At 70.2% G+C, this 7,718-nt stretch carries 10 protein-coding genes and 2 pseudogenes; 5 read left to right on the forward strand and 7 right to left on the reverse strand.

Annotated elements, in window-relative coordinates:
- From VIU94_RS10370 to VIU94_RS10390, 5 genes and pseudogenes are all read right to left on the reverse strand, one after another.
- Positions 1-130 (reverse strand): annotated as a pseudogene (locus VIU94_RS10370) (two-component sensor histidine kinase); the annotation flags it as partial.
- Positions 123-824 carry a response regulator transcription factor gene (locus VIU94_RS10375; protein ID WP_331909926.1) on the reverse strand — a complete coding sequence of 234 codons (702 nt, stop codon included), beginning with the start codon at positions 822-824 and terminating at the stop codon, positions 123-125. The pseudogene VIU94_RS10370 and the gene VIU94_RS10375, both read right to left, overlap by 8 nt.
- 104 nt (positions 825-928) lie before the next feature.
- Positions 929-1,633: a VanZ family protein gene (locus VIU94_RS10380; RefSeq protein ID WP_331909928.1), complete on the reverse strand. Its 705-nt coding sequence runs from the start codon at positions 1,631-1,633 to the stop codon at positions 929-931.
- A 143-nt stretch (positions 1,634-1,776) separates the two neighbouring features.
- Positions 1,777-2,211 carry a nucleoside deaminase gene (locus VIU94_RS10385; protein WP_331909930.1) on the reverse strand — a complete coding sequence of 145 codons (435 nt, stop codon included), beginning with the start codon at positions 2,209-2,211 and terminating at the stop codon, positions 1,777-1,779.
- Positions 2,208-3,026, reverse strand: a complete 819-nt coding sequence (locus VIU94_RS10390) for an LLM class flavin-dependent oxidoreductase (RefSeq protein WP_331909932.1) — start codon at positions 3,024-3,026, stop codon at positions 2,208-2,210. The genes VIU94_RS10385 and VIU94_RS10390 overlap by 4 nt, the downstream gene beginning before the upstream one ends.
- A gap of 93 nt (positions 3,027-3,119) precedes the next feature.
- On the opposite strand from VIU94_RS10390, the gene VIU94_RS10395 reads away from it, so the two are divergent.
- The 3 genes from VIU94_RS10395 (at position 3,120) to VIU94_RS10405 (ending at position 4,749) form a co-directional block, all read left to right on the forward strand.
- Entirely contained in the window at positions 3,120-3,575 is a 456-nt protein-coding gene (locus tag VIU94_RS10395) for an Lrp/AsnC family transcriptional regulator (RefSeq protein WP_331909934.1), read from the forward strand.
- Positions 3,576-3,693: 118 nt separating this feature from the next.
- Complete coding sequence (locus tag VIU94_RS10400) at positions 3,694-4,254, forward strand: GNAT family N-acetyltransferase (protein WP_331909935.1); 561 nt, start codon at positions 3,694-3,696, stop codon at positions 4,252-4,254.
- Between the two features lie 126 nt (positions 4,255-4,380).
- On the forward strand, positions 4,381-4,749 hold the full coding sequence (locus VIU94_RS10405) for a nuclear transport factor 2 family protein (RefSeq protein WP_331909937.1): 369 nt from the start codon (positions 4,381-4,383) through the stop codon (positions 4,747-4,749).
- A 109-nt stretch (positions 4,750-4,858) separates the two neighbouring features.
- Here the strand turns inward: VIU94_RS10405 and VIU94_RS10410 are convergent, their stop codons facing one another.
- A complete protein-coding gene (locus VIU94_RS10410; protein ID WP_331909939.1) occupies positions 4,859-5,188 on the reverse strand; it encodes a TfoX/Sxy family protein in 330 nt (109 codons plus the stop codon).
- A gap of 315 nt (positions 5,189-5,503) precedes the next feature.
- Here VIU94_RS10410 and VIU94_RS10415 point away from each other — a divergent pair, with 315 nt between their 5' ends.
- Positions 5,504-6,721, forward strand: a complete 1,218-nt coding sequence (locus VIU94_RS10415; protein ID WP_331909941.1) for a hypothetical protein — start codon at positions 5,504-5,506, stop codon at positions 6,719-6,721.
- A gap of 157 nt (positions 6,722-6,878) precedes the next feature.
- Here the strand turns inward: VIU94_RS10415 and VIU94_RS44890 are convergent.
- Positions 6,879-7,076 (reverse strand): annotated as a pseudogene (locus tag VIU94_RS44890) (IS701 family transposase); the annotation flags it as partial.
- A 209-nt stretch (positions 7,077-7,285) separates the two neighbouring features.
- Here VIU94_RS44890 and VIU94_RS10425 point away from each other — a divergent pair.
- On the forward strand, positions 7,286-7,718 hold a 433-nt coding region (locus tag VIU94_RS10425; protein WP_331909943.1), incomplete at its 3' end, for a thermonuclease family protein.

The following is a 7,718-nucleotide window of genomic DNA, read 5'->3' on the forward strand; positions in this document are numbered from 1 at the left end:
GGTTGTCGGGTACGTAGCGCAGCAGGAACCCCCACACCACGGCCAGCAGGAGAGCGCCGGCGACCGCGAGGAACCCGGCGTAGCTGAGGGTGAGCTTCAGTCGGGCGCTGAGCCCTGGGCGTCTAGGCATGCGTACGGCCGGGGCGGGTGGTGTCGGAGCCGGGGTCGGTCTCGATGCGGTAGCCGACACCCGGCACCGTGGTGATGATCCATGGCTCGCCGAGCCGTTTGCGCAGAGCGGACACGGTGATGCGTACGGCGTTGGTGAGGGGGTCGACGTTCTCGTCCCAGGCCCGTTCCAGCAGCTCTTCGGCGCTGACGACCCCGCCCTCTGCGGCGACGAGGACTTCGAGGACGGCGAACTGTTTGCGGGTGAGCGCGACGTAGCGCCCGTCGCGGAAGACCTCCCGGCGGAAGGGGTCGAGCCGCAGGCCCGCGATCTCGCGGACCGGAGGCCGGGCGTACGCGCGTCTGCGGTCGAGCGCCCTCAGCCGCAGGACGAGCTCCCGCAGCTCGAACGGTTTGGTCAGGTAGTCGTCGGCACCGAGCTCGAAACCGGAAGCCTTGTCGTCGATCCGGTCGGCAGCGGTGAGCATGAGGATCGGGATGCCGCTGCCGGAGGCGACGATGCGCCGGGCGACCTCATCGCCGGAGGGGCCGGGGATGTCGCGGTCGAGGACCGCGAGGTCGTAGGAGTGGACGCTGAGCAGTTCCAGGGCGGAGTCGCCGTCGCCCGCGATGTCGGCGGCGATCGCCTCCAGCCGAAGACCGTCACGGACGGCCTCGGCCAGGTAGGGCTCGTCCTCCACTATCAGTACGCGCATGTCCGAAGCCTAAGCAGCAGAAGATATCGCCGACGTATGCAAAGGCGTATACAAAGGCGCAGGCAAGGGGCGTATGCAAAGACGAGTGCAGCCGGACACGCGACTCAGCCTGCCGGTACCTGCGCGGGGTGAGTCTGGTCCGACGGCGCTTCCGCCCTCGTGCGCCACCAGCGGCGCGACGCCAGTCCGGCCAGCACGGCACCGGTGGCGTTGACCAGTACGTCGTCCACGGAGGACACCCGGTCCAGGCGCAGGACGTACTGTGCGGTTTCGACCAGGACCGAGCAGCCCGCGCCGAGTGCCAGGATCCGCGGCACGGACGCCAGCGCCGCGAACCGCATCGGGGCGAAGAACCCCAGCGACGCGAAGACCAACAGGTTGCCGACGATCCCGAGCGACCCCATCATGACCAGGTCCCGCAGCGGTACCAGGCTCACTCGCGGGGGGACGATGCCGGCCCCGCCGCCCGGCATCATGGTCATCCATAGGAACGGCGCCGTCCCGTGGACCATGCCCACCTCGGCCAGCGACATCCGCCACGCCCACGTGAGGCCGGCGGCACGCCGACGGCGCGCCAGAACCCACACCAGCAGCCCGGCCAAGGGCAGCGCGACCAACGTCATGAGCACGACACCGTTGAACGTGTCGAAGCAGCCGTGCCACCGCCCGGCCACGCACCTCGGAGCGGACATCATGAGCGGCCCGCGCACGACGAACAGGGCACACGCCACGCCGAGAATCGCCAGGCTGAGCAGCACGATCCTGCGAGTGCGGCGGGGTGGGGCTGACAGGGTTGCGTTGTGGTTCACGCCCCCAGTGGATACGAAGCGCCGTTGCGGTGGCGTATGCGATTTTCGATACGCCCGCGATACACGGAATCTCTGGCATCAAGGAGTCGGCGCAAGCCGGCAGTGAGACGGTCCCGCCGCTGGTGATCGCGCCGGCCGAGCCGTTATGGCCGGTAGTACGCGTCGATGGGGGCGCGCGCCTCGTCGAACAGGGCCGGGCCGTCCTGCGGCACCGTCGGCCAGGCGCCCGACTCCGGGTTGAGTTCGATGAGTTGATCGGTGGAGAGCGCGTAGACGATCCGGCCGAGTCCGGAGCGGATGATGCCGCCGGCGCACATGCCGCACGGCTGGCAGCTGGTGTACATGGTGGTGCGTGCGGCCGTGTCGGGGTCGAGTTCGCGGGCCGCCCAGCGGGCGAGCTTCAGTTCTGGGTGGGCTGTGATGTCGTCGTCGCGACGCACCGTGTTGTGGGCTTCGGCGAGAATCGTGCCGTCCGGGCCGGCCAGCAGGGAGCCGTACGGTGCGTCGCCCAGGGCGACGGCGCGGGCCGCGATGTCGATCGCGCGCCGCAGGAGAGTCTCGTCGGCGGTGGTGATCACGATGGTGTCCTCCGATGTGTGGCCACGGCGGTGAGCGCCTGCCAGGCCGCGTGGGGTCGACAGGTCTCCTCCGGATCTCCGTGGTAGGGGTCGAGCACGACGGTGTCGGCGCCGAGGCGTTGCAGTTGGTCGAGGTCGTCGAGGATCTGCTCGATGGTGCCTGTGCCGGCGAGTCGCTCGGGGTCGTCGATCGGTGCGGTGGTCAGCCGCAGGGCGATACGGGGCGCGAACGCCGGCAGCGAGTGGTTCGCGAGGACCGAGCGCATCCAGGGAAGGGTTCCTCGCAGCGGGTGCCAGGCGTCGCCGTACCTGATGGCGCGTCGGATCCCGGCCTCGCTGTTGCCGCCGACCCAGATGGGAATCGGCGTGGTCCGGCGGTCGGCCTCCTCGCGCCAGGCCTCCCGCAGGGTGGCGAGGTGCTCGTCGGTCAGCCTGCCGCGCGCGGTGAACGGCACGCCGAGCGCGTCGTACTCCTGCCGTGCCCAGCCGACGCCCACCCCGAGCACGAGCCGGCCGCCGCTGAGCTGGTTGAGGTTGGCAGCCATGCGCGCGACCAGCAGCGGATGCCGGTAGGGCAGTACGAGAACGGTCGTGCCCAGCCGCACCCGGGTGGTGATGCCGGCCAGCCAGGACAGCGTGGTGAACGGCTCGTAGAACGGCTCCGGATACCGCTCGGCCACGTCAGGGGTGACGGCCACGTGGTCCGACACCATGAGGAGGTCGAAGCCGAGCCCCTCCACGATCCGCGCCCACTCGCGCAGCACGCCGGGATCGGTTCCAGGCCCGAAGTTCGGTACGTTGACGCCGAGTTTCATGATCTGAGGCTATCCCTGCGATCAAGGAACGTGGAAGTTGCTTCTCCTGGCAATTCTCGCATTCTCCAGTCGATTTCCCGGTAGGGTCGCGACATGGCCGTGAATCTTGACGACGTCGACTGGGCGATCATCGGCGAGCTGCAGCGGGAGGCGCGCATATCCCTCAGCGAGTTGGGGCGGCGCGTGAGTCTCAGCCCGTCGGCCACCACGGAACGGGTGCGGAATCTGGAGGCGATGGGCGTCATCGCCGGCTACCACGCCGTGGTCGACCTGGCCAAGGTCGGCTACCCCGTACTCGCCGTCGTCCGACTGAAGTACCCGGGCAACCACCACCAACCGTTGCGCCGGCTGCTCGCCGAGCGACGCGAGATCCTGGAGTGCCTGCGCACGACCGGCGACGACTGCTACACCCTGAAGGTGGCCGCGACCTCCATGGGGCACCTGGAGACACTCATGGACGAGCTGGCCGGCTTCGGCAGTACGACCACCAGCGTCGTCTACAGCCAGACGCTCCCCTATCGCGGACCCGACCGGCCCCGGCCGGCCTGACCGGCCCTGACCGGCGGTCAGGCGTCTAGGAGGGCGGCGCGCGATCGCTATGTCCCCCGAAGTCCCCGAACCCGTAAAGCGTTGGACAACCCTGCGGGGCTGGGCGACCATCTCCGCGATGAATAACGAACTTCTCTCCACCCCCATCTCCACCGCCAAGCGCGTCCGCTTCGTCGAGCTCAGCGCGAAGGCCCTGCGGGCGCTTGCCGACGGTGACCTCGCCGGCGGCAGCGCCGAGGCCGGGGTCGCGCTCGACGAGTACTTCGTCGGCGACCGGGCCCGCTGGATCTTCGGATATCGCGCTGACCAGCTCGCCAAGGACCCGTCCGTCGCGCCCTGGCTCGCGCGGGCCGCGGTGTCCGAGCCGGACGGGACCGTCATCGGCGATGCCGGGTTCCACGGGCCGCCGGACGAGGCCGGCATGGTCGAGGTCGGCTACACCGTCGCGCCTGGGTACCGCCGCCAGGGCTATGCCCGCGCCATGCTGAGGGCGCTGCTCGTCAGGGCTGCCGCCGAACCTGGTGTCAGGACCGTGCGGGCCACCATCCGATCCGACAACCACGCCTCCCTGGCCACCATCGCGGGCTTCGGTTTCACGCGTGTCAGCGAGAAGGGGAACGAGCGCGACGGGGTCGAGATCGTCTTCGAGGTCCCGGCAGAGGCGATTCAGACCGAGTAGCTTCACGGCCTCGGCGGACATGGTGATCGTCCGGGGCGGGCCATGTGTGGGGGCGTGTTCGTGCCCGTACGGACGAGCGGTGTTGCCTACTCTGGCGTGGTGGACGGTGCAGCAAGTGGTCGCCCTATGGACGTCGTTGTCCGCTTCAACGACAGGATCAACGCGCAGGACGTCGAAGGCCTCGCCCTGCTCATGTCCGGGGATCACGTCTTCGTCGACTCGGCAGGCAGCAGGATCGAGGGCAGACAGGCCTGCATCGAGGCGTGGCGGGGGTTCTTCGCCGCCTTCCCCGACTACCGCAACGTCTTCACGTCCATGCGGGCCGCTGGAGACCTGGTGACTGTCGAGGGGCGTTCGGTGTGCACGCAGCCCGCGCTCGCGGGCCCGGCGCTGTGGACGGCCAGAGCCTCGGGGAGACAGCTCGCCGAGTGGCGCGTTCATGAGGACTCGCCGGCCAACCGCCTGCGGTTGGGTCTGCCGTCGAGACGGGCCTGAAGCAGCGCTCTGCCCCGGCGGCATGGTGATGGGTCAGCGTCCCGTCGAAGGTGATGGTCCGCATCGGCCGGCCCGCAGGCGGCACAGGCCGGTGCTCCGACGGCGTGCCCTACTTCGGGGGAAGCGTGCCGGCGAAGGCCAAGGCCGTCGTCACCCAGTGCCGCAGGACGGAATCCTCCGCGAGCTCAGGGCCTCCGACCGTCACCCAACCACGCATCGGGCGCCCGGTGAAGTCCATGGGCCGGGCCTCGGGCCGGGCAAGTGCGTCCTCGGCCCGGTCCGGGCCCACGCGCGCGATGAGCTCGTCGCCCACCACGCCCACGGTCATGTTGCCGTCCAGCAGGAAGGACAGGCCGCCGAACATCCGCTTCTCGGCGATGTCCGGCCGCTCGCCGAGCTGCTCCCTGATCCGCTGGGCCAGCCCTTCGTCGTACGTCATGCGCTCACTCTCCCGCAGCGTTCCATGACGTGCTGGGAGGGAGCACCGGCGCTCCGTGCTGACCTCGGACGGTGCGGGTCGCTGAGCACGTCGCCGGGCCGCACGCGGCACAGCTTCGGGTCGTGCGTGTGGGGTGGCGTGGTCGCGCTCCCACCCTGTCGTCGGCGTTCTTTCGCCCCATCGGCGCAGCCGGGGCGTTCTCGGATGGCGCAGTGCCGCGCAGTACGCACTAGTTGTACTCAAGTGTGCGCTTACTGCGCATCACGAGTCACACACGGTGGACGCCTCCCGGGCGCCCACGATCGGAGCCACGACATGACCCCGGACCCCTTCCCCACCCATCCGGCGGACGGCGACATAGAACGATCCGCAGGATTCTCCCCTGCACCGGAACTCGGGCTCGACATCACGTCGAACCCGACGCCCGGTACGCCGTACATCACCAAGGCCCCCATCGTGGCGGCGGCTCCGGTCGGACCGGATCATTCCGACGAGGCCGTAGCCTCCGCGACGGAGGAGCAGGAGCCGGCGGCGGACCAGACGGTCGCAGCGGATGCGGCAGTCCAGCCGGAGCAACGCGAGCCCGAGGCCGAAGCCCGGCCCAGGGCCGGCGACGAGACCGAGCCCGAGGCCCAGCCCGAGTCCGGCGACGAGGCGATCCACACTCTGCTGCGGACGGCTGCCACTGAGCGCCCCGTCGACGAGGTCGTCGCGCTCGTCGCTCGGCTGGAACAGACCGGCGAGGTGTCCAGCCCCGCGAACGTGGCGCTGCGCGCGGCCGCGGTCTCGCGCCCGCTGGACGAGGTGCGGCAACTGGTCGCCCTGCTCAACGAGTCGGGCTACGACCTCCACCAGGCCGAGACCACGCTGCGCGCCGCGGCTGTGGGCCGGCCGATCGAGGACGTGGTGGAGCTCGTGAACATCCTCGGCACCGACGGCGACGACTGGCGCTGCACGGGCGGCAAGGACGCAGAGGAGCGGAAGGAAGGCTCCAGCCAGGACGGCGGAGCCAAGGCCGGCGCGGGCGCCGTCCCGGTCGTCGCAGCGCCCCCGAAACGGCGGCGCGGATCGGCGGGGAGGACGAAGTCCGCTCTGGACGACGCCCTGGCCTCGGGTCCCGGCAGCCACACCACCTCACTGGCGCTGCGATCGGCGCTGCGGTGGCCAGCGGCGCTCGCGCTGTTCGCCTGCGGCCTCATCCACCTGCCCACGGATCTCGCGAGTCTGCGCTCCGGCGGTTACTCCGAGACGCTGTCCGTGGTCGTCACCGTGCTCTGCCTGGTGTGCGGGGTCTGGCTCGCCACGCGGGACACCTTGGTCATGTGGGCCGCCGCCGCCGGGCTCGCCGTTGGCGTCATCGCGCTGCACGCGCTGGCGAGCGTCCGTACCGTCGATCTGCTGAACGGCAGTCTGGGCGCCACGTTCGCCTGGGCGAAAGCCATCGCGCTGCTGAGCGGCGCGGCCGTGGTCGCCCTCGCCGGCTCCGCCCTGCTCCACCACACGAAGGCGACCGGAGCGACGGACGGCGCCTGACGCACCCGGGGGCCGGTCGAGGCCGACCCGGGGCCGCGCACGAGCGGCCCCGGGTCGCGCAGGAACGCCCCCGCCCGCAAGCACCAGTTGAGATAAGGCTCTGTGGCCCGAACCGTGACGGACGCTGCTGGTCGATTCCGGGCTCAGACGATTCCGGGCCGGGGTAGGAGATGCTCCAGAAGCCGGCGGATCTCTGCCATGGTGAGAGCGACGATGCTGCTGGTCGGGTCGTTTCTGCTGCCCGCTTTGCGGCGTTGGCGGCGAGGCCGGTGAGGAAGGTGTGGGCGAGCATGGCCAGGGTGATGTGCCGGTACCAGCCGACGCAGCGGCAGGCCTCGTTCTCGTCGAGGCCGCAACTCCCGGTCCACCAAAGCCCGTCCACGCTCGGTGGCATACGCGGCGAGCTTGCGGCGCGGCCGGCAGTCGGCGTCGCCGCGGTCGCGCTCCAGCTCGAAGTGGATGAACACGACGGAACGACGCGCCTCGCGGGCACTCTCAGCGCGGTCGCGTGACGATCCCCGCAGTGCTGTACTGAAGGTTGGACCACCGCTGAGAGGGGGCGACATGCACTTCTCCCGCAGGCGGGCCACCGTCCTGGGCTCGGCCACCGCAGTGCTGAGCCTCGGCATGCTGGCTCCCGCCGGCTCGGCGCAGGCCGCCGCATCCGGACCGATCGTGCTCCGTGTCATCGACGGTGACACGCTCGAAGTACGGGGTACCGGCAGGGTCATCCCCGCCGGCGACGTCGCCCGCATACGCCTGCTCGAGATCGATACCCCCGAGCGAGGGGCCTGCTACAGCCGTCAGGCCACGAACCGGACCAGCCAACTGTTGCCACCGGGCAGCAAGCTGCGGACGGAGACCGACGTCGAGCTTAAGGACCGCTATGGCCGCTACCTGCTCTACGTGTGGAACGAACGGGGAGTCTTCGTCAACGAGTCCCTGGTGCGCAGCGGTCACGCCAAGAGCGTGCTGTTCGAGCCCAACGACAAGTACT

Source organism: Streptomyces sp. (assembly GCF_036566765.1).
Lineage (GTDB): Bacteria > Actinomycetota > Actinomycetes > Streptomycetales > Streptomycetaceae > Streptomyces.